Annotated in this window: 26 protein-coding genes; 10 read left to right on the plus strand and 16 right to left on the minus strand. The window is 74.6% G+C overall.

The annotated features are described in order from the left end of the window. Positions 1-54: 54 nt before the first annotated feature. Complete coding sequence (locus tag ACGFI9_RS00565) at positions 55-705, minus strand: TetR/AcrR family transcriptional regulator (RefSeq protein WP_393173322.1); 651 nt, start codon at positions 703-705, stop codon at positions 55-57. A gap of 72 nt (positions 706-777) precedes the next feature. Between ACGFI9_RS00565 and ACGFI9_RS00570 the strand changes: the two genes are divergently transcribed. Then, the gene (locus ACGFI9_RS00570; protein ID WP_393173324.1) at positions 778-2,124 is read left to right on the plus strand and encodes an MFS transporter; all 1,347 of its coding nucleotides are present in this window, start codon (positions 778-780) and stop codon (positions 2,122-2,124) included. A 12-nt stretch (positions 2,125-2,136) separates the two neighbouring features. Then, positions 2,137-3,255 (plus strand): hypothetical protein, encoded by a 1,119-nt coding sequence (locus ACGFI9_RS00575; protein WP_393173326.1) that lies wholly within the window; start codon positions 2,137-2,139, stop codon positions 3,253-3,255. A 21-nt stretch (positions 3,256-3,276) separates the two neighbouring features. Here the strand turns inward: ACGFI9_RS00575 and ACGFI9_RS00580 are convergent, their stop codons facing one another. Then, positions 3,277-3,879 (minus strand): CGNR zinc finger domain-containing protein, encoded by a 603-nt coding sequence (locus ACGFI9_RS00580; protein WP_393173328.1) that lies wholly within the window; start codon positions 3,877-3,879, stop codon positions 3,277-3,279. An 86-nt stretch (positions 3,880-3,965) separates the two neighbouring features. Between ACGFI9_RS00580 and ACGFI9_RS00585 the strand changes: the two genes are divergently transcribed. The 4 genes from ACGFI9_RS00585 to ACGFI9_RS00600 are packed head-to-tail and all read left to right on the plus strand — an operon-like array spanning position 3,966 to position 6,658. Then, positions 3,966-4,712, plus strand: a complete 747-nt coding sequence (locus tag ACGFI9_RS00585; protein ID WP_393173330.1) for a metallophosphoesterase — start codon at positions 3,966-3,968, stop codon at positions 4,710-4,712. 2 nt (positions 4,713-4,714) lie between these two features. After that, positions 4,715-5,350, plus strand: coding sequence for a LysE family translocator (locus ACGFI9_RS00590; RefSeq protein ID WP_393173332.1), 636 nt, complete (start codon positions 4,715-4,717; stop codon positions 5,348-5,350). Between the two features lie 29 nt (positions 5,351-5,379). Continuing rightward, positions 5,380-6,009: an alpha/beta hydrolase gene (locus ACGFI9_RS00595; protein WP_393173334.1), complete on the plus strand. Its 630-nt coding sequence runs from the start codon at positions 5,380-5,382 to the stop codon at positions 6,007-6,009. Positions 6,010-6,067: 58 nt separating this feature from the next. Beyond that, positions 6,068-6,658, plus strand: coding sequence for a pyridoxamine 5'-phosphate oxidase family protein (locus tag ACGFI9_RS00600; RefSeq protein WP_393173336.1), 591 nt, complete (start codon positions 6,068-6,070; stop codon positions 6,656-6,658). Positions 6,659-6,670: 12 nt separating this feature from the next. On the opposite strand, the gene ACGFI9_RS00605 is transcribed toward ACGFI9_RS00600, so the two are convergent. After that, positions 6,671-8,152, minus strand: coding sequence for a peptide MFS transporter (locus ACGFI9_RS00605; protein ID WP_393173338.1), 1,482 nt, complete (start codon positions 8,150-8,152; stop codon positions 6,671-6,673). 225 nt (positions 8,153-8,377) lie between these two features. On the opposite strand from ACGFI9_RS00605, the gene ACGFI9_RS00610 reads away from it, so the two are divergent. Next, on the plus strand, positions 8,378-8,719 hold the full coding sequence (locus tag ACGFI9_RS00610; protein WP_046564157.1) for an RNA polymerase-binding protein RbpA: 342 nt from the start codon (positions 8,378-8,380) through the stop codon (positions 8,717-8,719). 62 nt (positions 8,720-8,781) lie between these two features. Here the strand turns inward: ACGFI9_RS00610 and ACGFI9_RS00615 are convergent, their stop codons facing one another. From ACGFI9_RS00615 to ACGFI9_RS00635, 5 genes are all read right to left on the minus strand, one after another. Further along, entirely contained in the window at positions 8,782-9,294 is a 513-nt protein-coding gene (locus ACGFI9_RS00615) for an FxsA family protein (RefSeq protein ID WP_393173340.1), read from the minus strand. A 55-nt stretch (positions 9,295-9,349) separates the two neighbouring features. Continuing rightward, on the minus strand, positions 9,350-10,138 hold the full coding sequence (locus tag ACGFI9_RS00620) for a polyprenol monophosphomannose synthase (protein ID WP_393173341.1): 789 nt from the start codon (positions 10,136-10,138) through the stop codon (positions 9,350-9,352). 39 nt (positions 10,139-10,177) lie between these two features. After that, positions 10,178-11,785 carry an apolipoprotein N-acyltransferase gene (gene lnt / locus ACGFI9_RS00625; RefSeq protein ID WP_393175182.1) on the minus strand — a complete coding sequence of 536 codons (1,608 nt, stop codon included), beginning with the start codon at positions 11,783-11,785 and terminating at the stop codon, positions 10,178-10,180. 70 nt (positions 11,786-11,855) lie between these two features. After that, positions 11,856-12,254, minus strand: coding sequence for a hypothetical protein (locus tag ACGFI9_RS00630; RefSeq protein WP_393173343.1), 399 nt, complete (start codon positions 12,252-12,254; stop codon positions 11,856-11,858). Beyond that, positions 12,251-12,553, minus strand: a complete 303-nt coding sequence (locus tag ACGFI9_RS00635; RefSeq protein WP_393173345.1) for a hypothetical protein — start codon at positions 12,551-12,553, stop codon at positions 12,251-12,253. Before ACGFI9_RS00635 ends, ACGFI9_RS00630 begins: the two co-directional genes overlap by 4 nt. 119 nt (positions 12,554-12,672) lie before the next feature. Between ACGFI9_RS00635 and ACGFI9_RS00640 the strand changes: the two genes are divergently transcribed. Beyond that, positions 12,673-13,362 (plus strand): alpha/beta fold hydrolase, encoded by a 690-nt coding sequence (locus ACGFI9_RS00640; RefSeq protein WP_393173347.1) that lies wholly within the window; start codon positions 12,673-12,675, stop codon positions 13,360-13,362. 409 nt (positions 13,363-13,771) lie between these two features. On the opposite strand, the gene ACGFI9_RS00645 is transcribed toward ACGFI9_RS00640, so the two are convergent. The 6 genes from ACGFI9_RS00645 to ACGFI9_RS00670 are packed head-to-tail and all read right to left on the minus strand — an operon-like array spanning position 13,772 to position 20,466. After that, positions 13,772-15,106, minus strand: a complete 1,335-nt coding sequence (locus ACGFI9_RS00645) for a glutamate mutase L (RefSeq protein ID WP_393173349.1) — start codon at positions 15,104-15,106, stop codon at positions 13,772-13,774. Beyond that, positions 15,103-15,495 carry a hotdog domain-containing protein gene (locus ACGFI9_RS00650; protein WP_393173351.1) on the minus strand — a complete coding sequence of 131 codons (393 nt, stop codon included), beginning with the start codon at positions 15,493-15,495 and terminating at the stop codon, positions 15,103-15,105. The genes ACGFI9_RS00645 and ACGFI9_RS00650 overlap by 4 nt, the downstream gene beginning before the upstream one ends. Further along, positions 15,492-16,256 carry an OAM dimerization domain-containing protein gene (locus ACGFI9_RS00655; protein WP_393173353.1) on the minus strand — a complete coding sequence of 255 codons (765 nt, stop codon included), beginning with the start codon at positions 16,254-16,256 and terminating at the stop codon, positions 15,492-15,494. Before ACGFI9_RS00655 ends, ACGFI9_RS00650 begins: the two co-directional genes overlap by 4 nt. After that, positions 16,253-17,815 (minus strand): lysine 5,6-aminomutase subunit alpha, encoded by a 1,563-nt coding sequence (locus ACGFI9_RS00660; RefSeq protein WP_393173355.1) that lies wholly within the window; start codon positions 17,813-17,815, stop codon positions 16,253-16,255. Before ACGFI9_RS00660 ends, ACGFI9_RS00655 begins: the two co-directional genes overlap by 4 nt. Before the next feature lie 25 nt (positions 17,816-17,840). After that, complete coding sequence (locus ACGFI9_RS00665; protein WP_393173357.1) at positions 17,841-19,412, minus strand: amidohydrolase; 1,572 nt, start codon at positions 19,410-19,412, stop codon at positions 17,841-17,843. Positions 19,413-19,416: 4 nt separating this feature from the next. Continuing rightward, entirely contained in the window at positions 19,417-20,466 is a 1,050-nt protein-coding gene (locus tag ACGFI9_RS00670) for a zinc-binding alcohol dehydrogenase (RefSeq protein WP_393175184.1), read from the minus strand. 156 nt (positions 20,467-20,622) lie between these two features. Between ACGFI9_RS00670 and ACGFI9_RS00675 the strand changes: the two genes are divergently transcribed. Then, positions 20,623-22,029, plus strand: a complete 1,407-nt coding sequence (locus tag ACGFI9_RS00675) for a KamA family radical SAM protein (RefSeq protein ID WP_393173359.1) — start codon at positions 20,623-20,625, stop codon at positions 22,027-22,029. Positions 22,030-22,217: 188 nt separating this feature from the next. Here the strand turns inward: ACGFI9_RS00675 and ACGFI9_RS00680 are convergent, their stop codons facing one another. After that, complete coding sequence (locus ACGFI9_RS00680; RefSeq protein ID WP_393173361.1) at positions 22,218-22,403, minus strand: CsbD family protein; 186 nt, start codon at positions 22,401-22,403, stop codon at positions 22,218-22,220. A gap of 173 nt (positions 22,404-22,576) precedes the next feature. On the opposite strand from ACGFI9_RS00680, the gene ACGFI9_RS00685 reads away from it, so the two are divergent. Next, positions 22,577-23,188, plus strand: a complete 612-nt coding sequence (locus tag ACGFI9_RS00685; RefSeq protein WP_393173363.1) for a histidine phosphatase family protein — start codon at positions 22,577-22,579, stop codon at positions 23,186-23,188. Here the strand turns inward: ACGFI9_RS00685 and ACGFI9_RS00690 are convergent. After that, the gene (locus tag ACGFI9_RS00690) at positions 23,118-23,624 is read right to left on the minus strand and encodes an Lrp/AsnC family transcriptional regulator (protein ID WP_393173365.1); all 507 of its coding nucleotides are present in this window, start codon (positions 23,622-23,624) and stop codon (positions 23,118-23,120) included. The two genes, ACGFI9_RS00685 and ACGFI9_RS00690, sit on opposite strands and share 71 nt — an antisense overlap. Positions 23,625-23,705: the final 81 nt, after the last annotated feature.

Raw genomic sequence — 23,705 nt, forward strand, 5'->3', positions numbered from 1 at the left:
GCCCGCCTCCTTAATCCAACGCCCGATGGATAATGCCCAGCAGGCCGCGGACCGTCAAGAGCCGGCCGGCGGGTACAGCCCGTCGAGGAAACGGTGCAGGAAGGCGCGGAACTCCCGCCGCTCCCGCGCCCCGGCGCCGCCCTGCGCGGCCAGCGCCACCACGTGCCCGTGCACGGCCCAGACCAGGCTGCGCACGGTGACGTGCGGGGTGGGCTCGACCAGCGCGCCGCTGTGCGCCGCGGCGGCGAGCAACTGCTCGACCATCCCGTACAGCGGCGCCGCGTACCGCCGGTCGAGTTCGCCGTGCCGGTGCGGCTCCAGCCAGCGACGCAGCCACAGCGCGGTGGTCTCCGGCCGGTCCTCCAGGAAGTCCACGAACACGTCCACCAGGTCGTGCAGTGCGCGCAGCGCCGCGCCGGGTCCGGCCGCCAGCGCGGCCCGGGCCCGCTCCCCGGCCGCTTCGAGGACCTGCTGCTCGGCGGCGAAGACCCGGGCGAAGCAGGCGTCGTAGAGCTGCGCCTTCGTGCCGGTGTGATGGGCGACGGTGGCCACGTCGACGCCGGCCGCGGACGCGACGTCGCGCAGGCTCACGGCGTCGAAGCCGCGTTCGGCGAAGAGCGCGGTGGCGGCGGCGAGGACGAGGTCGCGGGTCGGGCGCTGGTCGTCGCGGCGCGGCCGGCCCGGCCGCCGGCGGGGCATGGTCATCCCGCCATTGTTCCCCCTACAATCCATCATCCGTTGGATTGGCGGGGCGACGCGCCCGGGGAGGACGCACACATGACCGGGCTCGACGGCGACGTCACCCTGCGGCGCGGACCCCTGCTCGGCTTCGCCACCGGCTCGCTCGGCATGGGCGTCTGGCTCACCGTGCCCGGGCTGCTGCTGCTCTACTTCCTCACCGACGTGCTCGCCGTGGCGCCCTGGCTGGCCGGGCTGACCCTGCTGCTGCCCAAGATCGCCGACGTGCTGCTGCACCCCTGGATCGGGCACCGCAGCGACGTCGAGCAGGCCCGCCGGGGGCACCGTCGCCGGCTGCTGCTGGCCGGCTGTGTCCTCCCGGCGGCCTTCGCCGCCCTCTTCGCGGTGCCCGGCGAGCTCACCGGCGCCGGCGCCGCGGCCTGGGTGGCGCTGCTGTTCATCGCCGGGAACCTGCTGTTCGCCGCGTACCAGGTGCCGTATCTGGCCACCCCGGCCGACCTGCGGATCGGCTACCACGAACGCACCCGGCTGATGGCCTTCCGGATGATGGTCCTCACCGTCGGCATCCTGCTCTCCGGGCTGATGGCGCCGCTGCTGGCCGGCGGCGACACCCCCACCCGCGGCGGCTACCTGCGCATGTCGGTGCTGCTCGGCGCGGGGATGCTCGTCGCGATGCTGGTCGGCGTCACCGGGATCGACCGGCTGCGGCGCGCGGCCGCCGCCCCGGCCACCGCGCACGGGCCGGCCGGCTGGCGGGCCCTGGCGTTGAGCCTGCGCGACCGGCAGTTCCGCTGGCTGGTCGCCGCCTACCTGGCCATGTCCACCACCACCCACCTGGTCCTCGCCGGGGTGCCCTACTACGCCCGGTACGAGCTGGGCCGGCCGGCGCTCACCACCGTGCTGATGGCCGCGTTCCTCGCGCCCGCGCTGCTGGTCACCCCGGCCTGGCTGGCGGTGGCCCGCCGGATCGGCAAGCAGCGGGCGCTGCTGGCCGCCCAGGCCACGTTCGCGGCCGGCACGCTGGTCCTCGCGGTCGGCCGGCCGGTCGGCCTGCCCGTGCTGACCGGGGTGGTGGCGGTGCTCGGGGTGGCGTTCGCCGCCCTGCAACTGCTGCCGTTCTCCATGCTGCCGGACGTGATCTGCGCCGCCGGGACCGCCCGCGCCGGCACGTACACCGGGGTGTGGACGGCCACCGACGCGACCGGCGGCGCGCTCGGCCCGTACGCCTACGCCCTCTGCCTGACCGCCGGCGGCTTCGTCGCCTCCGCCGCCGGGGAGACGGTGACCCAGTCGCCGGCGGCGCTGGCGGCCGTCCGGTACGGGTTCGGCCTGCTGCCCGCCGCGGTGATGCTGGTCGCGGTGCTGCTGCAGAGCCGCTACACCCTGGACCGCGTGGCCCGCGCCGACCCGGCGCCCGACCACTAGACTTCGCCCCCGATGGACGCCCAGCCCGCCCCCGAGACCCGCCCCTGCGCCCACTGTGGACGGGAGGTGCCGCAGCGCGCCGGCGCCGGCCGGCCGTTCCGGTACTGCCGGGACAACGACGGCGCCTGCCAACGCGCCTCGCGCAACTCCCGGATGCGCCACCGCAACGCCCCGGGACTGCCTGGACAGGTGGCCCGCACCTGGGAGGCGGTGGACCGGCTCGACCAGATCGTGGAGACCCTCACCGAGGCGCTGCACGCCGAGCTCTCCCCGGCCGGGGTGGAGCGGCAGCTCGCCCAGGTCCGCGCCGAGACCGCCGCCCAGGTGGCGGCCGCGCACGGCGAACGGGACGACGCCCGCCGGGACGCCGAGGACGCCACCGCGACCGCGGTACGGGCCCGCCAGGAGGCGCGGACGGCGCTCGCCGAGCGGGACGCCGCCCGGGAGCGGGCGGACCGGGCCGAGGCGGAGGCGGGCCGTGCCGCCGAGCGGGCGGCGCGGGCCGAGGCGGCCCGGGACGAGGCGCGCGGCGAGGCCAGCGCCGCGCAGGCGCTGCGGGCGCAGGCCGAGCGGGACCGCGACGCCGCCCGCCACGAGCTGCGTGCCGTGCGGGCGGAGCTGGACGGCGAGCACCGGCGGGTCACCGACCTGACCGCCGAGCGGGACGCGGCCCGGGCCGACGCGGAGCGGGCCACCCGCTCGGCCGGCGAGGCCCTGGCCCGCGCGGAGCAGTTGCGGGCCGAGGCCGACCGGGCCCGGACGGACGCCGAGGCGGCCCGGACGGCGGCCGAACAGGCCCGGGCGGAGGCCGGCGAGGCCCGGCGGGCCCAGCACTCGGCGCAGACCGCCCGGGAACAGGCCGAGGCGGCCCGGGCGGAGGCGGTCGCGGCGTCCACCGCGGCGCGGCAGGAGTTGGCCGCCCGCACCGGCGAGCGGGACGCCCTGGCCGCGGAGCTGGCCGGCGCGCGGGACGCCGCCGACGCCGTCGAGGCCCGGCTGGCGGAGCTGACCGTACGGCTGGCCACCGCCGAGGCCGACCGGGACGCGGCCCAGCGCCGGGCCGGGCAGCTCGCCGACCAGGTCAGCGACCTGGCCAGCGCGCTGGCGCGGCTGGGCGCCCGGACCGGCTGACCCCGCCCCGGCGGGGGCCGGTCAGCGGGTGGTGTGGCGCTGGTAGTGGCGGGCGACCCGCGCCCGGTTGCCGCAGGACGGCTTGCACCATTCCTGGCGCGGGTGGTCCTTGACGAAGTAGCGGACGCAGCGTGGCGCCGGGCAGGCGCGCAGCTGTTCGCGGGCCGGGCCGGCGAGGAACTCGACGGCGGCCCGGGCCAGTCCCGCCGTGAGCCGTACCCGCGGCTCGGTCGGGTCACCCGCCCAGCTGAGGCTCGGTGCGGCGTCGTCCGGCCAGTGCAGCACGGGGCGGACCGGCAGCGCGGCGGCCGCCCGGTTGAGCTGCTCGACCGCCTCTTCGGGCGGCAGCAGCGACGAGGAGTCCGCCCGGCTCGGCGGCCCCGGTCGGACCGCCACCGCGAAGAGGGTACGCATCGCCCGGCGCACCGCCGCCACCTCGACCCGGGTCGCCTCGTCGGCGGCGTCGGCGAGCGGCTCGACCGCGCCGACGTACTCGCGCAGCAGCGGGGCCTCGGCGCGGAGCCAGGCGGCCAGGCCGGCCACGTCGCCGAGGTCGTCGGCGACTCCCCCGTTGCCGTCGTGCCGGATGGTGCCGGCCAGGGCGAGCGCGAGGTGCGGGGCCATCGGTTCTCCTCCGGGCTTGTGCGGTCCTCGCGGCCGAGTGTAGCGTCCCTAACGCTTTTTACGGGAATAACCATTAGGGAGCGGTCTTGCTGGTCATCGCCCACCTCAGCGACACGCACATCGACAGCCATCCCCGCTCAGCCGAGCGGACCGCACGCGTGATGGACCACCTGAACGGCCTGGCCCGACCGGTGGACGCGATCCTGATCACCGGGGACATCGCCGACCACGGCGAGGTGGCCGAGTACGAGACCGCGGCGCGGCTGTTCGAGTCCCCGGCGCCGGTGCTGGTCTGCCCGGGCAACCACGACGTGCGCGACGCGTACCGCAAGGGTCTGCTCGGCGACGACCGCGGCGGCGACGCGCCGATCAACACCCGGTACGACGTGGCCGGCGCGGTCTTCCTGCTCGCCGACTCCTCCGTTCCCGGCGAGGACGACGGCCACCTCGACACGGAGACGATCGACTGGCTCGCCGCCGAGCTGGGCAGCCTGCCGGCCGACACGCCGACCTTCATCGCCTTCCACCATCCGCCGGTCGCGCTGCACCACCCGGTCATCGACCCGACCCGGCTGCTGCCCGCCGCGCCCCTGGCCGAACTGGTCGCCGCCCACCCGCAGGTCATCGCCGTGCTGACCGGACACTTCCACACCGCCGCCGCGAGCACCTTCGCCGGCCGTCCACTACGGATCGCGCCGGGCGTGGTCTCCACCCTGCGGATGCCGTGGGAGGGCGAGGGCCGGCTGACCACCCAGAGCCAGCCGCCCGGCGTCGCCTTCCACGTCTACGACGACACCGGGCTGCTCACCACCCACTACCGGGTGGTGGTCTGAAAGTGCGCGGGGTCGCGGTGCTGGGCTTCCTGGCCGCCGTCGCGCCGATCACCACCGCACCGGGAACCAGCCTCACCCTCGTCGTCTCGCGGGTCGCCGCCGGTGGGCGGCGGCAGGGCTGGTGGGTGATCCTGGGCACCGTGAGCGGGCTCTACGTGCACGCCATCCTGGCCGCGGTGGGCCTCGCGGCGCTGGTGCTCCGCTCGTCGCAGGCATTCTGGGTGGTCAAGCTGGTCGGCGCCGCCTACCTGGCCGGGCTGGGGCTCTGGCTGCTGTGGTCCTCGGTCGGTCGTCGGAGGAGGGCGCCGGAGGCGCCGCCCGCCCGGCCGCGGCGGCTGCCGTGGCGCGGACACCACCCCTTCCCGCAGGCACTGCTGGGCAATGTGCTCAATCCCAAGGCCGCCGCGGTCTACCTCACGCTCGCCCCGCAGTTCCTGGAGCCGGGTCGTCCGGTGCTGATGCCGATGCTGGTGCTCGCCACGGCGCACGCCGCCCTGCACACCTGCTGGCTGGCCGGGTGGACCGCCGTCTCCGGGGCCGCCGCCCGGCTGCTGCGCGCCGCCCGGGTGCGTCGGCTGCTCGACCGGCTGACCGGCGCGGTCCTGCTCGCCCTCGGGGTGCGCGCCGCGCTGCCCTGACCGCCGACCCACCGCGCTATGGTTGTTGAATGCTCAACCATTTCCCGTCGCCCGTCGTGGCCACCAGCGGCAGCACCGACCCCGCCGCGCCCCTGGTCGTGCTGCTGCACGGCCGCGGCTCGCACGAGCGGGAGATCCTCACCCTGGCCGACCACCTGCCGGCCGGCCCGGCGTACGCGGCGGTCCGCGCCCCTATCGCCGAGGGCGGCGGGTACGCCTGGTTCGCCAACCGGGGCATCGGCCGCCCCGTGGCCGAGTCGCTGCGCGCCACCATGAACTGGTTCACCAGTTGGCTCGACGGGGTCGCCCCGGCCGGCCGCCCGGTGGCGCTGGTCGGCTTCAGCGGCGGCGCGGCGTTCGCCGGCGGCCTGCTCCTCGACGACCCGGCCCGGTACGCCGGCGCCGCGATCCTCTACGGCACCCTCCCCTTCGACGCCGGCGTGCCCACCACGGCGGGTCGGCTGGCCGGGGTGCCGGCGTTCGTGGCGCAGGGCGAGCACGACAACGTCATCCCCCGCGAGCTGCTCGACCGCACCTGGGCGTACCTGACCGGCGAGTCCGGCGCGGCGACCACGGCCCGCCGGGACCCGGTCGGGCACGGCATCGCCGCCCCGGCCCTGGCCGGCCTCGCCGACTGGCTGCGCGAGCGGCTGGGCTGAGCGGCCACGGGCTGGGACGGGGCAGCGCCCACCCCCCGGCGGTGGCCATGATCGACGTATGGGAAAGACGTACGAGCGCATCGACGGGCGGCTGCGGACCTTCATCGAGGCGCAGCCGATGTTCTTCACCGCCACCGCCCCGCTCGCGGGCGACGGCACGATCAACCTCTCCCCCAAGGGGCTGCGCGGCTCCCTCGCGGTCCTCGACGAGCTCACGGTGGCCTACCTGGACTTCGCCGGAAGCAACGCCGAGACGGTCGCCCACCTGCGGGAGAACGGCCGGATCACGCTGATGTGGTGCGCCTTCACCGGCCCGCCGAACATCGTGCGGGTGCACGGGCGCGGCGAGCCGGTGTTCCGCGACGATCCCCGGTGGACACCGCTGCTGCGGCACTTCCCCGACATCGACCCGGGCCTGCACGGGCTGCGGGCGATCGTCGTGGTCCGCGCCGAGCTGATCCGCGACACCTGCGGGTACGCGGTCCCGCTGATGACCTACGAGGCCGACCGGGACCTGCACGGCCGGCGCTTCGCCCGGGAGGACGACGCGTCGCTGAGCGTGTACTTCGCCGGCAAGGAGCACGTCGCGACCAGCATCGACGGGCTGCCCGGCCTGCCCCTGCCGCTGCCGCCCACCCCGGTGGCGTGACGGCGCGGCCGGTCAGTGGATGCCGGCCATCAACTGGCGGATCTGCCGGGCGAACATCACCGCGGCCAGGCCCAGCACCACCGACGCCAGGCCGAAGGTGAGGAAGTAGGTCGGCTCCGCCCAGGTCTCCGCCAGCCGCGCCACCTGGCCACCGATCGCGTCGCCGACGGAGGAGGCGAGGAACCACAGGCCCATCATCTGGCTGGCGTACTTGACCGGGGCCAGCTTCGTGGTCGCCGACAGGCCCACCGGGCTCAGCGACAGCTCGCCGGCGACCTGGATCGCGTACACCGCGACCAGCCACCACGGCGAGACCAGGCCCCCGCCGACGGCGGCCTGCGCGGCGGCGGCCATCAGTACGAAGGACAGGCCGTTGAGGATCAGCCCGACGGCGAACTTCATCGGGGTGGACACCCGGTGCCCCAGCTTGAGCCAGAGCCAGGCGGCCAGCGGCGCGCCGATGATGATCAGGATCGGGTTCACCGACTGGAGCCAGGACGCCGGGAAGGTGAAGCCGGCCACGTCGCGGTCGGTGCGGTCGGCGGCGAAGATGTTCAGCACCGACCCGGCCTGGTCGTAGATCAGCCAGAACGCGGCGGCGAACACGAACAGCCAGGTGTAGGCCTTCATCCGGCTGCGCTCGGTGGCGCTGATCTCCCCGTCGGTGAGGATCCGCGCGAAGTAGCCGATCGCCACCAGCACGGTGACCAGGGTGAGCAGGTTGACCACGGTGTTGACGGTGAACAGCCCCAGCAGGGCGAGCACCACCAGGACCACGATCACGGCCAGGGCGACCAGGCCGATGCGGGTCAGCGCCCGGCGCCGGTCCGCGCCGAGCAGCGGGTCGGCGGGCCGGGCGCCCGCGTCGCCGAGGTTGCGCCGGCCCAGCACGTACTGCAGCACGCCGAAGGTCATGCCGACCGCGGCGGCGCCGAAGCCCAGATGCCAGTTGATCTTCTCGCCGAGGAAGCCGGTGATCAGCGGGGCGATGAACGCGCCCAGGTTGATGCCCATGTAGAAGATCGAGAAGCCGGCGTCGCGGCGCGGCGAGTCCCGGTCGTACAGGTCGCCGACCATGGTCGAGATGTTCGGTTTGAGCAGGCCGGTGCCGAGCACGATCAGGGTCATGCCGGCGAACACGCTCCACCGGACGGGAACGGCCATCACGTAGTGGCCGGCCGCGATGACCACCCCACCCCACAGCACGCTGCGCCGGGCGCCCAGCAGCCGGTCGGCGACCCAGCCGCCCGGCAGCGCCATCAGGTACACCATCGCGTTGTACGTGCCGTAGACGGCGTTGGCGGTGGACTCCCGGATGGCCAGCCCGTCGTCGGCCGCCGCCGCGGTCAGGTAGAGCACCAGGATGGCACGCATGCCGTAGAAGCTGAACCGTTCCCACATCTCGGTGAGGAACAGGGTCGACAGCGCCCGGGGGTGACCGAAGAAGGTCTTCCCGGCGGGCGGTCGGGCTTCGACCGGCGCGTCACTGGCCATGCTCACCTCCGCACGCGTGGAGGCGGCTAACATCCCCGTTGACAGGCGAAACACTCCACCGATTCGGCCCGGCCGGGGACGACCCCGCCGGGCAGCCGTGATGTCCGGCTACCCTTGGAGGGTTCCCCTACCGCGCGGACCCATGTCGGCGCGGGCGGGAATGGCCCGGCCAGGACGGACCGTTACACCGAGAAGACCAGCACCACGAACGAGGGGAAGCCGATCATGGGCGAGCGCATGCTGCGCGGAAGCCGACTGGGCGCGGTCAGCTACGAATCCGACCGCAACACGGAGCTCGCGCCGCGTCAGACCCGCGAGTACCTGTGCGCCAAGGGACACCAGTTCGAGGTGCCGTTCGCCGTCGACGCCGAGGTCCCGACGACCTGGGAGTGCAAGTTCGACGGCAGCGTCGCCCGGCTGGTCGACGGCAGCGAGCCGGAGCAGAAGAAGGCCAAGCCGCCGCGTACCCACTGGGACATGCTGCTGGAGCGGCGCTCGATCGCCGAGCTGGAGGACATCCTGGCCGAGCGGCTCCAGGAGGTCCGTACCCGCCGCGGTCGCGCCTGAGCGCACCTAACAACCGAAACGCCCCCGGGATCACCCGGGGGCGTTTCGTCACTTTCGGGCCTCTACTGGACGATCTCGCCCTCGATGGCGCGCCCGGGCTCCTGCGGCGGCGGGGGCTGCTGCGGGCCGGGTGCCGGGGGCTGCGGCTCGCCCCGGCGGACCCGCACCACGCGCGGCCCGAACAGGTCACCGGCGACCATCGACGACACCCGGCGCTCGGCGGCACGCTGCACACCGCCCCGGGCCAGCCGGCGCAGCGGCGGCACCAGCAACAGCAGGCCCACCGCGCCGCTGACCAGGCCGGGCAGCGCCAGCAGCAGCGCCCCCACCAGGCCGACCAGGCCGTCGGTGACCTGCTGACCCGGCGGCTGCCGGGACTCCACGGCGGCGCGGAAACCGCGCCACGCCCGCATCCCCTCGCGGCGCAGCAGCACCAGGCCGAGCAGGGACGCCGCGAACACCAGCAGCAGCGCGGACCCGAAGCCGATGCCCCGGCCCACCAGGACGAACACGATCAGCTCCAGCACCGCGAGCAGCAGCAGGGCCGGCGGTACGTACCTCAGTCCTCGGCGCATCTCACCTCATCAGCCACGGGCGTCATCACGCTCCTCCAGCATGACACGTCGAGGCTCACGGCCACCGGGCCAACGCGTCGGGGCGGCGCGCCGCCGCGCGCCGGTCCCGCAGCCCCCAGGAGGTGATCCGCCACAGCGCCTCGGCCACGATCAGCGGGCTCATCTTGCTGTCGCCGTGTTCCCGCTCGACGAAGGTGATCGGCACCTCGACCATCCGCACCCCGGCCCGGTGCGCCAGCCGGGACAGCTCCACCTGGAACGCGTACCCCTGGGAGCGCACCGAGTCCAGGTCGATGGCCTCCAGCGCGTGGGACCGGTACACCCGGTAGCCGCCGGTGGCGTCGGAGACGGGCATGCCCAGGGCCAGCCGCGCGTACAGGTTGCCGAAGCGGGACAGCAGCAGCCGCCGCAGCGGCCAGTTCACCACCCGGGCGCCACGGGTCCAGCGGGAGCCGATCACCACGTCGGCGTCGCGGGCGGCGTCCAGCAGCGCCGGCAGGTCCTCCGGGGCGTGGGAGCCGTCGGCGTCCATCTCCACCACGGCGTCGTAGCCCCGCTGCCGGGCCCAGGCGAAACCGGCCAGGTAGGCCGCGCCGAGGCCCTCCTTGCCCTGCCGGTGCAGCACGTGCACGTGCGGGTCGGCACCGGCCAGCGAGTCGGCGATCGCGCCGGTGCCGTCGGGGCTGTTGTCGTCGGCGACGAGGATGTCCACGGCGGGCGCCGCCTCGCGGACCCGCGTCACGATCCGGCGGACGTTGTCGGCCTCGTTGAAGGTGGGGATGACCACCAGCACCCGGCCCACCCCGGGATGGCCGACCGTTCTCCTGTCGGCTGCCACGACCACCGTCGTACCGCCTCCCCGCCGGCGTACCGGCACCGTCTCCTACCCGCCGGCGACCTCCTCCCGGCGGCGGCGCAGCACGGCCGCGCCGGCCAGGGCCGCGACGGCGAGCGCCGCGAGGGCCACCTCCGGCCACACCCCCGCCCGGGTGGCCGGGGTACGCCCGTCCCCGAGCTGCATCTGCCGCACCACCACGGCCGCGGTGTTGAACCCGGTGGCCCCGTCTACCCGCCCGTCGGGGGCAACGAACCCGGACACCCCGACCGTGGAGGCCATCAGGGCGCCGCGGCCGTGCTCGACGGCGCGCAGTCGCACCATGGCCAGCTGCTGGCGGGCCTCGGCCACGTCGAAGGTGGCATTGTTGGTCTGCACCACCAGCAGCTGCCCGCCGCCGGTGACGGTGTCCCGGACGAGGCCGTCGTAGGCGACCTCGAAGCAGATCACGTCGCCGAAGCGGACGTTTCCGGCGTCGAGCACGCCGGCGCGGCTGCCGGGGACGAAGTCGGAGCGGACCCGGTCGACCTCGGAGCTGACCATCCGGGCGACCTTGCGCAGCGGCACGTACTCGGCGAACGGCACCGGGTGCCGCTTGGTGTAGAGCTGGTCCAGGTCCGGGCCGCTGCCCGGACGCCACAGCAGGCCGGCGTTGCGCACCTGCCCCTCGCCGGGGCCGAGCAGCACCGCGCCGACCAGGATGGGCGCGCCGATCGCGTCGGCGGCCTGGGAGATCCGGTACCCGGCGCCGGGGTTGCGCAGCGGGTCGATGTCGCTGGAGTTCTCCGGCCACACCACCAGGTCGGGGCGGCGCTGGGTGCCGGCGGCCACCTGCTCGGCGAGCTTCAGGGTGGCGTCGACGTGGTTGTTGAGCACGGCCTGCCGCTGGGCGTTGAAGTCCAGCCCGAGGCGGGGCACGTTGCCCTGCACGATGGCCACGGTGAGGGTGTCGCCGCCGCCCCGCACCCCGGTGGGCACGCTCCCGCCGACGGCGAGCAGCGCGGCGAGGACCGCGGTGAGCCCGGCCACGGGGCGCCAGTGCCCGGCGGGCCGGCGCCAGTCGCGCCAGGCGAGGGTGACCAGCAGCCCGCCGGCGAGCGCGACGGCGAAGCTGACCAGCGGGGCGCCGCCGAGGGCGGCCAGCGGCAGCAGCGGCGAGTCGTCCTGGCTGAACGCCAGCCGCCCCCACGGGAACCCGCCGAACGGGGTCCGGTCGCGCAGCGCCTCCTGCCCCACCCACAGCAGCCCGGTCACCGCCGGCCACGCCCAGCGGTGCCGGTCGACCAGCGGCGACACCCAGGCGGTCGCGACGCCCAGCAGCGCGAGGTAGCCGGCCTGCAGCAGCGCCAGCAGGATCCACGGCAGGTAGCCGGTGTGCAGGTTGGTCCACTCCAGCAGCGGCGCGAACAGCGCCACCCCGGCGAGGAAGCCCAGTCCGGCGCCGGCGCGCAACCGCCGCCGGTGGGTGGCGGCGGCCAGCAGCGCCACCCCGACCGGGGCGAGCGCCCACACCCCGTACGGGGGGAAGGCGGCCAGCAGCGCCAGGCCGGCGACGACGGCCATCGGCAGGGCCACCATCAGCGGCAGGGGGCGCGGGCGTGCGCCCTCGGGTGCCACGTCGGTGGCACGGGTCTGTTCCCGGTCGAGCGTCGTCACCGGCACCTCACCACGATCACGCGCCGAAGGCTACCCGGCCGGGCCGCCCGGCGGCCCCCGCGGCGGGGGTTCAGTCGGGGATTCCGATCACCGGCAGGTCGTCGTCGCCGTAGCGGAACTCGCCGGTGAGGGTCGGCGCGTCGTGGTCGAGGCAGGCCAGCACGGTGGCGGCCAGATCCACCCGGCCGGTGAAGCCGCGCCAGTACGCCAGTTCCTGCCAGGATCCGGCGGCCGTGGACAGGACGGCGCAGGCGTCCAGGGCGAGCAGCCGCCGCAGCGCGGCCCGGTCCTTCGGGTCGTCGACGGCCGCGTACGTCTCCGCGGCGGCGACCGCGGTGACCCCGAAGCGCACGCCGTCGGCGATCACCTCGTGCAGGGTCTCCCCGACGTGCACCGACCCGGCCAGGTACGCCAGCAGCGCGGACCGGTCGAGCACCAGCCGCACCGGCGGGGCGTCCGGGGCGCTCACGCGGCGGTGACCCGGCCGGTGGTGTCCGCGTCGACGGCGTGCCGGACCCGCTCCCGCACGGCCTGGTAGCGGTCGGCCGGCCAGGCCGCGTCGACGGCCGCGCGGGCCGCCCGGGCCCGGGCGGCCCCCTCCTCGCTGAGGGCGATGCCCTGGTGGGCCAGCTCGGCCTCCAGCGCTTCCCGGCGCATGAGCACCCGGGCGGCGTGCACCAGGTACGCGCTGGCGTTGGGTTCCCGTTCAAGGCGCTCGGCGACGTCCGGCGGGACCGAGATCGACAACTTCCGCACCGCTCCGGTCATACCCGCAGCGTACTGCGGTGGCACCGGTGGTGAGGGGTCAGACCTGTGCGGCGCCGGATCGTGTCGGCCTGTCCTGACAGACTGGCGTGCCGGCGGAAGCGGTCGAGGAAGGGACGCTGATGACGTACGTGCTGATTCCCGGGGCCGGTGGCAGCGGCGCCTACTGGCATCTGCTGGTCGACGAGCTGCGCCGGCGGGGCCGGGAGGCGGTGCCGGTGGACCTGCCGGCCGGCGACGAGGACGCCGCCCTGCCCGAGTACGCCGACACCGTCCGGGCGGTGCTGGCCGGGCGCAGCGGGGTCGTGCTGGTGGCGCAGTCGCTGGGGGCGTTCACCGCGCCGCTGGTGGCCGATCATCCCGCGGTGCGCCTGCTGGTGCTGGTCAACCCGATGCTGCCCCGGCCGGGGGAAACCCCGGGCCAGTGGTGGGCGGCCACCGGCCACGCCGAGGCCCGCGCCGCGTACGCGGCCGCGCAGGGCCGTGACCCGGGCGCGGGCGTGGACCTGGCGGTGGACTTCTTCCACGACGTGCCCGACGAGGTCACCACCGGTCTGCTGGCCGCCGGTGAGCAGCCGCAGTCGGCGGCGGTGTTCGTCCGGCCGAATCCGCTGCGCCGCTGGCCGGACGTGCCCACCCGGGTGGTCGTGGGGCGCGACGACCGGTTCTTCCCCGCCGACTTCCAGCGCCGCCTGGCCGGCGAGCGGCTGGGCGTGGCGCCGGACGAACTGCCGGGCGGGCATCTGCTGGCGCTGAGCCAGCCGGCACTGCTGGCCGACCGGCTGGAGGCGTACCGGTCGCAGGTGTGCTGAGACGAAATCGGGGCGCGGCTTGCGCCGCGCCCCGATGCTCCCAGGCCCTTCCCGGCCGGTGGGGCGAGGACGAGCGACGCCGACCTTCGGACCGACCGGACGTGGACTGGCTGCCCCCGCCTGGCCGTTGTCTACTGGCCGTGCCTTTCACCCTGCCCGTACACCGGTAACCGCGGCCGGTTCGCGCCGCCCCGCCGACCCCCGCCCGCTGGACCTGGCCGCCGCAACCGCATCGGGTCGCTCGGCCAGCGGACGAAGGGACGAAGCGAACAACAGCCGCTTCCCGTGGTAGGACTCAAAGACGGTACGGCGTGGACCCCCGCCGCTGTCAACCCACCCCGGCCTGTCGTGTGTTGCGCCACGGCGTGTCGCGTCGGCGCGTCTCGATGCGTGCGCGGACGGCGACGGTTCACCGGTCCAGGTGCCGGCGCAGCAGCGCCGCGGCGGCCCCCGGATGGTCGGCGGCCAGCAGCCCGGCGGCCGCCAGCACGTAGTCGACGTCGACGACCGGGCGGGCGGCGCGGGGCAGCGGCCACCCGCCGGCGTGGTCGGTGAGGACCGCGTCGAGGACGGCGGCGGCGTCGGCGGGGTCGGCGTGGCGCAGCACCCCGCCGGAGCCGACCAGCAGCTTCACGTCGCGCAGGTCCCGTCCGGCGCGTTCCCCGGTGGCGGCGCCGCGGGCGTGCCGGCGCAGCGCCACCGTCGCGGCGAGCGCGGCGATCCGCCGGTCGGCGGCCCGATCGGTGTCGTCGCCGGGCAGGAAACCGGGGTCGGCGGCCCGCACCGCCGCGGCGGCGGCCAGCGGTTCCTCCTCCCCGGGGGCCAGGAGGCGTTCCTCGGCGGCGGCGCGGACCACGCCGGGTGCGCTCCACCGCATCCCCAGGTCCCCTTCGACGGTGCGGGCCCGCCACAGGGTGCCGGCGACCTCCCGGCCGGGGCCGTCGGCCCGCTCGTCGGGGGTGAGCACCGAGTACACGTCGGTGGTGGCGCCGCCGACGTCGACGACGGCCAGGTCACCGCCGAGGGCGTCGGCGAGGACCTCCACGCCGGTGAGCACCGCGTCCGGGGTGGCGGCCCGCACCAGCCGGGCGAACCGGCTGCCCCGGGACAGTCTCTTGCCGCCGATGACGTGCCGCAGGAACACCTCGCGGATCGCCGCCCGCGCCGGGGCGGGGGCGAGCACCCCGATGCGGGGCAGCACGTTGTCCGCGGCGGTGACCGGCACGTTCGCGGCCGCGAGGAGGGCGTGCAGGTCGTCGCGGGCGTCGGCGTTGCCGGCGAGCACCACCGGCACCCGCCAGCGGGCCTTCGCCAGCCGGGTGGCGTTGTGCGTCAACACCTCCGCGTCGCCGCCGTCGGTGCCGCCGACGAGCAGCACCACGTCGGGTCGGGCGGCGCGCAGCGCGGTCAGGTCGGCCGCGCCGAGCCGCCCGGCGGCCACGTGCACCACGTTCGCCCCGGCGGACAGGCCGACCCGCCGGCCGGCCTGCGCGGTCACCAGCGGCTCGTAGCCGACGACCGCCAGCCGCAGCCCGCCGCCGGCGGACGAGCACACGTACCAGGGCAGGTCGCGGACGCCGAGCCCGGCGGTGGCCGCGCCGACGGCGGCGTCCAGGCCGTGCAGCACGTCCGTGCCGACGGTGGTGGGCGCCGCCGCCGCCGCGACCAGCCGGCCGTCGTCGAGGTCGACCACCGCCGCCTTCGTGTACGTGGACCCGACGTCGGCGCAGACGGCGACGTTCACGCCGCCGGCGGTACGACGACCGTGCCGGTCGCGGTGACCGCCACGATCGGCTCGGCGAGGACCTCGGCGGCCGACTCGCTCTTGTCGGGGCGGCCCCGGCACACCACCCGCGCCTGGAAGTCGATGGTGCGGCTGCGGGTGCCGACCCGGGTGACGGTGGCGACGACCTCGAGCACGTCGCCGGCCTTCATCGGCGCCTTGAACTGCACGTCCGAATAGGAGGCGAACAGGCCCTCGTCGCCGTCGGTGCGGATGCACACCTCGGTGGCCACGTCCCCGAACAGGCCCAGCGCGTACGCCCCGTCGACCAGGTTCCCCGCGTAGTGGGCGTGGGAGTACGGCACGTACCGGCGGTGGGTGACAGTCAGCCCGACCCGGGAATCGCTCATGCTCTCGCCTTCTTGTTCGTGATCAGGGCGTCGACCAGGTAGCTGGCGACCTCGCCGGGGGTGGTGCCGCGGCCGAAGATCCGGTCGACGCCCAGCTCGTCGGTCATCGTCTCGTCGAAGCGGGGACCGCCGACGATCAGCAGCGGCCGTTTCCCGGCGGGCATGGCCTCCCGGAACGCCGCCGACATCTCCCGGGTGTTGTGCAGGTGCGCGTCGCGTTGCGTGACGACCTGCGAGACGAGGACCGCGTCGGCCTTCTCCCGCCGGGCGGCCTCCACCAGCTCGGGGACGCTGACCTGCGCGCCCAGGTTGGTGACCTTCAGCTCCCGGTAGTACTCCAGGCCCTTCTCCCCGGCGATGCCCTTGACGTTGAGGATCGCGTCGATGCCGACGGTGTGCGCGTCGGTGCCGATGCACGCCCCCACCACGGACAGCTTGCGGCGCAGCTTCTGCTTCACCACCGCGTTGACCTCCTTGGCCGACAGCAGCGGGAAGTCCCGTTCCACCACCTGCACCGCCGACAGGTCCACCAGGTGGTTGACCCGCCCGTAGACGACGAAGAAGGTGAACCCGTCGCCCATCTGCTTGGCGTGCACCAGCATCGCCGGGTCGATGCCCATCTTGTTCGCCAGCTGGATCGCCGCGCCCTCGGCCCGCTTGTCGTGCGGCACCGGCAGGGTGAACGACACCTGCACCATGCCGTCACCGGTGGTGTCCCCGTACGGCCGGACGATCTTCTTCTCCGCCGCGGGGGCCGTCACGGGCGGTCTCCTTCCAGGATCTCGGTGGCCGGGTTGTAGTAGTCGGCCTCGTGCTTCGCGACGCCGTCGAGGCCCTTGCCGCGGTCCGCGGGCCGCTTCATGATCCCGAAGGTGCCCTCGGCGATAGCGGTGAGCAACGACTGGTCGCCGATGCGTTCCAGCAGGTCGACGGCCTCCCCGAGGACCCGGTGGGCGCGCTGCTGGATGAACCCGCCGGCGGCGGGCACGAAGTCCTCGTGCAGGCCGCCGGCGGCGCCCAGCACGTACCGCACGTTCTGCAGGGCGATGTCCCGGTCGGACAGCCACGGCGTCACCACCGCCTCGGTCATCATGCCGACCAGCAGGATGCCCTGCCCGGTCATGGTGCCGACCAGGTTGAAGAACCCGTCGAGCAGGTTGCCGCGGAACACGTCGCCGGTCATGTGCTTGGTCGGCGGCATCCACTTCAGCGGCGCGTCGGGGAACAGTTCCCGGGCCAGCAGCGCGTGCGCCAGCTCCAGCCGGAACGACTCCGGCAGGTCCGGGTTGATCTCGAACGCGTGCCCCAGCCCCAACTGCCAGTCCTGAAGCCCGGCCTCGTGCGCGAAGTACTCGTTGAGCAGCTGCGACACGGTCACCGTGTGCGCCTCGTCCACCGCGTCGGCGGTGGTGAGGTAGTTGTCCTCACCGGTGTTGATGATGATCCCGGCGCGGGCGTGCACCTGCCGGGAGAACCGCTGGTCGACGAAGGTGCGGATCGGGTTGATGTCGCGGAACAGGATCCCGTACATCGAATCGTTGAGCATCATGTCCAGCCGTTCCAGGCCGGCCAGCGTGGCCATCTCCGGCATGCACAGACCCGACGCGTAGTTCGTCAGCCGCACGTACCGGCCCAGCTCCTTCGACGAGGTGTCCAGCGCCGCCCGCATCAGCCGGAAGTTCTCCTGCGTGGCGTACGTGCCGGCGAAGCCCTCCCGGGTGGCGCCCTCGGGCACGTAGTCCAGCAGCGACTGGCCGGTGGAGCGGATCACCGCGATGATGTCCGCGCCCGCGCGGGCGGCGGCCTGCGCCTGCGGGATGTCCTCGTAGATGTCGCCGGTGGCCACGATCAGGTAGATCCACGGCCGCTGCTTCGGGTCCCCGTACCGCTTGACCAGCCGGTCCCGCTCGGCGCGACGCCGGTCGATCTGCCGGATCCCGGCCGCGACCGCCCGCCGCGCCGCCTTCCGCGCGGCCGTGGCCGCCTTGCCGGTGGGCTGGGTGAACCGCACCGACCCGGCGGCGGCCTTCTGCGCCAGCAGCGTCACGTCGCTGATCTGCTCCCGGGCGAGAGCGTCGAACACCGGCACCGCCACCCCGTGCCCCAGGCCCACGTCACCGACGACCGCGTCGACCAGCCGGTTGACCCACGGGATGCCGTCGGGGTCCGCGCCGGTCACCCCGGCCAGCCGCAGCACCGCCCGCTCCACCGACACGGTGGTGTGGCTGCGCGCCAGATCCACCACCGGCTGCCCGGCCCGGCGCGCCAACTCCCGCGCCCGCGCCACCAGCGCCGGATCCAGCCCAAGCTTCCCTGTCACGAAGACCCTTCCTCTGGCCGCCCGCTCACGCGGACCCTTCCTGATAGATCACGTCACCGCGCAGCACCGTGGCCCGGCACACCGGCAGCGGCGTCGGGTCGTCCGCGCCCCGCTGCTCCGGGTCCTCGGCCTGCAGCACCGGCAGGCCCCGCTCCACCCCGGCCGGGGTGGCCCACACCGCGAACGTGGCCGGCGCGCCCAGCGCGAGGACCCCCTCGTTGTCCAGGTGCACCGCCCGCCACCCGCCACGGGTGTGCGCGGCGAACGCCGCCCGCACACTCATCCGCTGCACCGGGTTGTGGTGAGCCGCCGCCGCCCGCACCGACCCCCACGGATCCAGCGGGGTCACCGGCGAGTCCGACCCGAACGCCAACGCCACCCCGACCGAGTGCATCGCGCCCATCGGGTTGGACTCCAACGACCGGTCCAGCCCCAACCGCGACTCGTACATCCGGCCCGCGCCGCCCCACAGCCGGTCGAACGCCGGCTGCATCGACGCCACGATGCCGTACTCGACGAACCCGGCGATCAGCCGCTTGTTCATGATCTCGGCGTGCTCCACCCGGTGCCGGGCCGCCCGCACCCGGTCCACACCCAGCTTCTCCACCGCCCCGGCGAACCCCTCCAGCACCGTCGAGATCGCGGCGTCACCGATCGCGTGGAAACCGCCCTGCAGGCCGTGCGCCGCACAGTCCAGCAGATGGTCACGCACCTGCTCGGCCGTGACGTACCCGTGCCCGCAGCCGCCCGGCTCCCCGTCCAGGTACGCCGCCGACACGTGCGCCGTCCGCGACCCCAACGCCCCGTCGGCGAACAGGTCCCCACCGGCCCCGACCGCCCCCAGGTCCCGGGCCCGCGCCGCGCCCAGCAGCTCACCCCAGTACCCGTACACCTCCGGCACGCCGGCCCCGGAAATGGCCAGCAGCCCCGTGAAGTCCTCCTCGTCCGAGATCTCCGGGCCGCCGCACTCGTGCACCGCGGCGATGCCCAGCGACGCCGCGTGCGCCAGCGCCCGCCGCTGCGCGGCGACCCGCTGCGCCCGGGTCACCGACCCGAACGCCGCCGCCCGCACCACGTGGTGGGCGTCCCGACGCAACCAGCCCGACGGGTCGTACCCCGGCGCCGCCGCCGCGTCCGGACAGGCCGCCAGCAGCGCCGCCGACACCAGCGCCGAGTGGATCGACGCCTGCGACAGGTACACCTTCCGGCCCCCCGCCGCCCGGTCCAGCGCCGCCGCGTCCGGCAGCGTCCGGTCCGACCAGGTCGACTCGTCCCACCCGTGCCCGAGCACCACCGCGTCCGCCGGCAGCGCCGCCGCGAACGTCGCCACCGCCGCACACACCGCACCCGCCGAGTCGGCACCCGACAGATCCAGCCCCGACAGAGCCAGCCCGGTGTCGGTCGCGTGCACGTGGGCGTCCACGAACGCCGGCGTCACCAGCGCCCCGTCCAGCTCCACCACCCGGTCGGCGGCCGGCGCGTCGCCGTCCGCGCCCAGCCAGGCGATCCGGCCGTCGCGCACCAGCAGCGCCGTCGCGCTCGGGTCGGCCGGACAGTGCAGCACTCCGCCGCGGTACAAGATCGAGGGGTTCGTCATGGTGTCAGTCTGCCGCCAACCGGGCCTCGAACAGACGACGCACCCCCGGCTCGCCGCGCAGCAGGTCCAGCGCCAACTCCGCGTGACCCGGCACGTACCCGTTGCCGACCAGCATCGTCACGTCCGCCGCCAGACCCTCCGCGCCCAGCGCCGCCGCCGCGAAGCTCGTCGCCATCGAGAAAAAGATCACCGTGCCGCCGTCCTCGGTGGCCAGGACCGCCCCGTGCTCGCAACCCGGCACGTCCACGCACACCACGGTCACGTCCGCCGGCGTGCCCAGCGCGCTGGTCACCGCCGTCGACAGGCCCACCGGATCCCGGGCGTCGGCCAGCGCCACCACGTCCGCCAGACCGGCCGCCTCGAGCGCGTCCCGCTCCCCCACCACCGGCACCACCCCGACCGTACGGGCGGCACCCGCCCGCCGCGCCGCCGCCAGCGACAGCGACCCGCTCTTGCCGGCGCCGCCGATCACCGCCACGCTCACCGGCCGCGGATCACCATCGCGGCGGCGCCGCGCCACCTGCTCGGCCACCACCCGCGCGGTCAACGCCGGCGCCCCGCACACGTCCAGCACCGCCAGGGACAGCTCCGGATGCAGGTCCGCCGGCAGCACCGCCGCGATCGACCGGGCGAACAGGATCGCGTACCCGTCGCAGGGCACCTGCTCGCTGCGCCCGTCCCAGCGGGCCAGGCCGTCCAGGATCATCAGCGGGGTCAGCGTCAGCGACACCAGCGTCGCCACCCGGTCGCCCGGCCGCAGCCCCAGCGGGGACCGCTTCCCCGCCTCCTCGACCGTGCCGATCAGCATGCCGCCCGAGCCGGTCACCGGGTTCTGCATCTTCCCCCGGGCCGAGATGATCTCCAGCACCTCGGCGCGGACCTTCTCCCCGTCGCCGCCGTGCTTCTCCGACAGCTGCCGGAAGCTCGCCGCGTCCAGATTCAGCCGTTCCACCCGGATCCGCACCTCGTTCGAGGCGATCCGCGGGTCCGCGTCCAGGCGCCACGCCGCCTGCGGCAGCACCCCCGCCGGTTCCACAACGCGGTGCAGGCCCACCGGTGACGTCACGCCGACCCCCTATGTCCAGCCGCTCGAACCCCCGGCCAGGGGTCGCATCGCGGGAAAACTTCCGGCAGACTAATTTCTTCACCGGATATTTTCCAGTAGCCTTCGCAACCGCTGATCAACCCGCACCGTCAACGAGGAGGGGCCGTGACCCAGACCCAACCGGTGGAGACCATCCCTGCGCCCCGCTCCACGCCGGTCGCGGTCCCCACCGCCGGACAGCCCTACGAATACCGCCGCAGCCCCCTGGTCGAACCCGACTGGACCCGCTTCCCCGGCTGGCGCCACGTCACCCGCGAGCAGTGGGAGAACGCCCAGTGGCAGCGGGTCAACTGCGTCAAGAACATCAAGCAGCTGCGCACCGTCCTCGGCGACCTCGTCGACGAGACCTTCTACGCCGACCTCGAGGCCGACCAGAAGGCCCTGGCCACCATGTCCATGCTGGTGCCCCCGCAGATGCTCAACACCATGGTGCCGTTCGAGCCCATGACCACCGAGGCGTTCCTCGCCGACCCGATCCGCCGCTACATGATCCCCGTCGCCTCGGACCGGCGCACCGACTGGCCGTCGCACCCCTACGCCACCCGCGACAGCCTCCACGAGCACGACATGTGGGTCGCCGAGGGCCTCACCCACCGCTACCCCACCAAGGTCCTCGCCGAACTGCTCTCCACCTGCCCGCAGTACTGCGGCCACTGCACCCGCATGGACCTGGTCGGCAACTCCACCCCCACCGTCGACAAGCTCAAGCTCACCCTCAAGCCCGTCGACCGCTACGACGCCCACATCGCCTACCTCAAGGCCCACCCGGGCGTCCGGGACGTCGTCGTCTCCGGCGGCGACGTGGCCAACGTGCCGTGGAAGAACCTCGAGTCCTACCTCATGCGGCTACTCGAGATCGAAACCATCCGCGACATCCGACTGGCCACCAAGGCCCTCATGGGCCTGCCCCAGCACTGGCTCCAGGCCGACGTCGTCGAAGGCCTCGAACGCGTCGCCCGCACCGCCGCCCGCCGCGGCGTCAACCTCGCCATCCACACCCACGTCAACCACCGGCAGTCCATCACCCCGCTGGTCGCCAAGGCCGCCCAGACCGCCCTCGACGTCGGCGTCCGCGACGTCCGCAACCAGGGCGTCCTCATGCGCGGCGTCAACGCCACCAGCGCCGACCTGCTCGACCTCTGCTTCGCCCTCCAGGGCGAGGCCGGCATCCTGCCCTACTACTTCTACATGTGCGACATGATCCCCAACGCCGAGCACTGGCGGGTCCCCGTCTGGCACGCCCAGCAGCTCCAGCACGACATCATGGGCTACCTGCCCGGCTACGCCACCCCGCGCATCGTCTGCGACGTCCCCTTCGTCGGCAAGCGCTGGGTGCACATGCTCACCGAGTACGACCGGGAACGCGGCATCTCCTACTGGACCAAGAACTACCGCACCTCGATCGAATCCGCCGACCTCGAAGCGCTCAACAAGCGCTACGCCTACTACGACCCGATCGACACCCTGCCCGAGTCCGGCCAGGCCTGGTGGGCGGCCCACCGCAACGACTGACCCGCCACCACCCGTCGCCCCCGCCGCCGCACCAGGCCGCGGGGGCGACGCCGCATCAATAGGTGCCCTGGAGCCGGGATCCCCACCGGCCGGCGCCCGCGCCACATCGCTCGCCGGCCGGCCCGTACCCGGGGAGCAGACGCGAGGCAGCGGGCCCCCGGAAGTCCGGGAGCCCGCCGCCGTACAGGTCACTTCTCGAAGGCGTCCTTGACGTCGCGACCGGCCTCCTTGCCGGTCTGCCGGGCCCGCGCCATGCTCTGCTCGCTGGCGCCCTCCGCCCGCAACCGTTCGTTGTCGGTGACGTCGCCGATCCGCTCCTTGGCGACGCCGCTCAGCTCCTGGGCCTTGTTCTTCGCCTTCTCGGTGAAGCTCATCGGACTCCCCTCCGCTGCCGCGGTACGCCGGGCCGGACGGCCCGCTCGCCTGTCGCGTCCCCGTCCGGGCCTGGCCGAAACGCATGCTTCCCGGGTGGCCGGCGGCACCACCGCTAGTACATCCTAGGACACTAGGTGAACGGCGGGACCGGCGGACTGGTTAACTGGGCCGCATGGGAGAAATCCTGCTGATCCGCCACGGCGAGACCACCTGGAGCGCCAGCCACCGGCACACCTCGTACACGGATCTGGAGCTGACCCCCGACGGCGAGCGGCAGGCCCGCGCCCTGGCGTCGATGCTCGCCGGGCGCCGCTTCGTCCGGGTGCTGTCCAGCCCCCGGCAGCGCGCGCTGTGCACCGCACACCTCGCCGGCCTGACGGTCGACGCCGCCGACCCGGACCTGGCCGAGTGGAACTACGGCGAGTACGAGGGACGCACCACCGCGGACATCCGCGAGGACCGGCCGCACTGGAACATCTGGACCGACGGCTGCCCCGGCGGGGAGTCACCGGCGCAGGTCGGCGAGCGCCTCGACCGGGTGCTGGGCCGGATCGCTCCCCTGCTCGACCGGGGCAGCGTCGCCCTGGTCGGGCACGCGCACAGCCTCCGGGTCCTCGGGGCCCGCTGGATCGGGCTGCCGCCCACCGCCGGCGGGCTGCTGCGGCTGGACACCGCCACGGTCAGCGTGCTCGGTCACGAGCACGGCCGGGGCGTCATCCTGCGGTGGAACCAGCCGGCTCCCCCGCCCCCCGGGGCCGCGTCCGACCAGGCAGGTCGCCATTGATCCGCGGCGGCCGGTTCTCGTACGGCGTGGAGAGCACCACGGTGGTGCGGGTGGTGACGTTGGCGGCGGTACGGATCTCCTGGAGCAGCCGCTCCAGGTCCGCCGGGCCGGCCACCCGCACCAGCAGCAGGTAGAAGTCCTCCCCCGCCACCGAGTAACAGGAGTCGATCTCGGGCAGATGGGCCAGCCGCTCCGGCGCGTCGTCCGGCTGGGACGGGTCGAACGGCCGGATCGCCACGAACGCGGTCAGCGGCAGGTCCAGCGCCTCGAACGAGACGCGCGCGGCGTACCCCTTGATGACGCCGCGCTGCTCCAGCCGCCGGACCCGCTGGTGCACGGCGGACACCGACAGCCCCACCTTCTCGGCGAGGTCGGTGTACGACAGCCGACCGTCCCCGGTCAGCGCGGCGACGATGGCCCGGTCGATCTCCTCCACGCGGTGCAACCTACCGGAGATGACGCTCCCCCGCCGCACCCGGCCCGCGGGCGTGCACGCCCTGCCCGTTGGCCGAACGCG

The sequence above is a fragment of the Micromonospora sp. NPDC048930 genome (assembly GCF_043197935.1).
Lineage (GTDB): Bacteria > Actinomycetota > Actinomycetes > Mycobacteriales > Micromonosporaceae > Micromonospora.